The following is a 1,417-nucleotide window of genomic DNA, read 5'->3' as shown; positions in this document are numbered from 1 at the left end:
CTCGTAATGGGCGTGAACGTGAGTTGGCTCAGTGTATTATTTATCTGCGTCGTCTTGCACAAGAGCAGGCAGCGAATACTCAAAAAGAGGCTATGTAAATGGAAGATTGGTTAAACGAGATTCTAGCTTCTGATACGCAAGGCCTACTGAAAAAAAAGCCTAAATCATCGGCACAAACAGCCGATGACCACTTAATTGCTAAGTTTAAGCAAATTAATGAATTTTTTGATAAGCATGCGAGAGAGCCGCAAGCTAATCGTAGCAATCCGATTGAGCTGATGCGCAGCAAAAGCCTAGAATCTATCCGCAGTAACGAACTACATTGTCGTGCGTTGGAACAATACGATATTCATGGACTTTTGCCACGATTTGAAGAACCTAAGCTGTCTTCTATTGAAGCGATACTTGCCGATGACATGTTAGGGATATTGGATTTGCCAGATGACAGCATCTTCAATTTAAAACACGTTAAGAAGACCTTGGGAATGCCTCATCATGTTGCCAAGCGTAAGAAGTGTGCCAACTTCGATGAATATGAGCCTCTGTTTCGGCAATGTCATGCTGACCTTAAGACTGGTGAAATGGAGGCTGTTCAATTCACAGGTGAGCAGCAAATTAAAAAGGGTATGTTCTTCATTCTTCACGGGGTAACTTGCTATGTCTCTGATATGGAAGAGAGGCAGAGGAAGAATGGTAAGATAAACGCTCGATTGCATCTAGTTTTTGAGAACGGTACAGAATCAGACATGCTGCTGCGCTCACTAGCTACTGAGTTGTATAAAGATGAAACAGGTCGTCGTATCTTAGCTAAAAGTGATAAAGAGTTGGATGAATTGCTGAACATCACTCGTGACGATAAAAAGTCAGGCTACATTTATATTCTCAAATCTCTAAGTAATGAACCAGAGATCAGTAGCGTGAATAATTTATACAAGATTGGTTATTCCACCACTCCCGTAATGCAGCGTATTGCTAATGCGGAGAAGGAACCAACTTATTTAATGGCATCAGTTCAGTTAGTGTCTGAGTTTGAGTGCTACAACATGAGAACACATAAGTTTGAAGGGTTGCTACACACATTCTTTGGACATTCCTGTTTGGATGTACAATTGACTGATCATAAAGGAATTATTCATACCCCGAGAGAGTGGTTTATTGCTCCCCTAGAATGCATAAAGCAGGCAATACAAATGCTTATTACAGGTGATATTGTCAACTATCGATATGATGCAATAACGCAAGAAATAGTAGAGAGAGCGACACCTTGAGTATGTCGGATGTGATCTCCTCTGATCTCCTCCCTGAAAACAGTGCCAGGCTAAACTGAAGTCTCCGGTCTTTCTTCCATCTCACAGAGAGGCACATCGCCATGAAAAAGACCCGCTATACCGAAGAACAGATAGCATTTGCGCTGAAA

The 1,417-nt window shown here is 41.6% G+C and carries 1 protein-coding gene; it reads left to right on the top strand.

Going from position 1 to position 1,417, the window contains the following annotated elements; translation table 11 throughout:
* Positions 1-98 precede the first annotated feature (98 nt).
* On the top strand, positions 99-1,268 hold the full coding sequence (locus CWM53_RS29875; protein ID WP_100698355.1) for a GIY-YIG nuclease family protein: 1,170 nt from the start codon (positions 99-101) through the stop codon (positions 1,266-1,268).
* Positions 1,269-1,417 lie beyond the last annotated feature (149 nt).

The sequence above is a fragment of the Klebsiella sp. A-Nf5 genome (genome assembly GCF_002810545.1).
Classification (GTDB): domain Bacteria; phylum Pseudomonadota; class Gammaproteobacteria; order Enterobacterales; family Enterobacteriaceae; genus Klebsiella; species Klebsiella variicola.
This window is presented reverse-complemented; position numbering and strand designations above follow the sequence as displayed.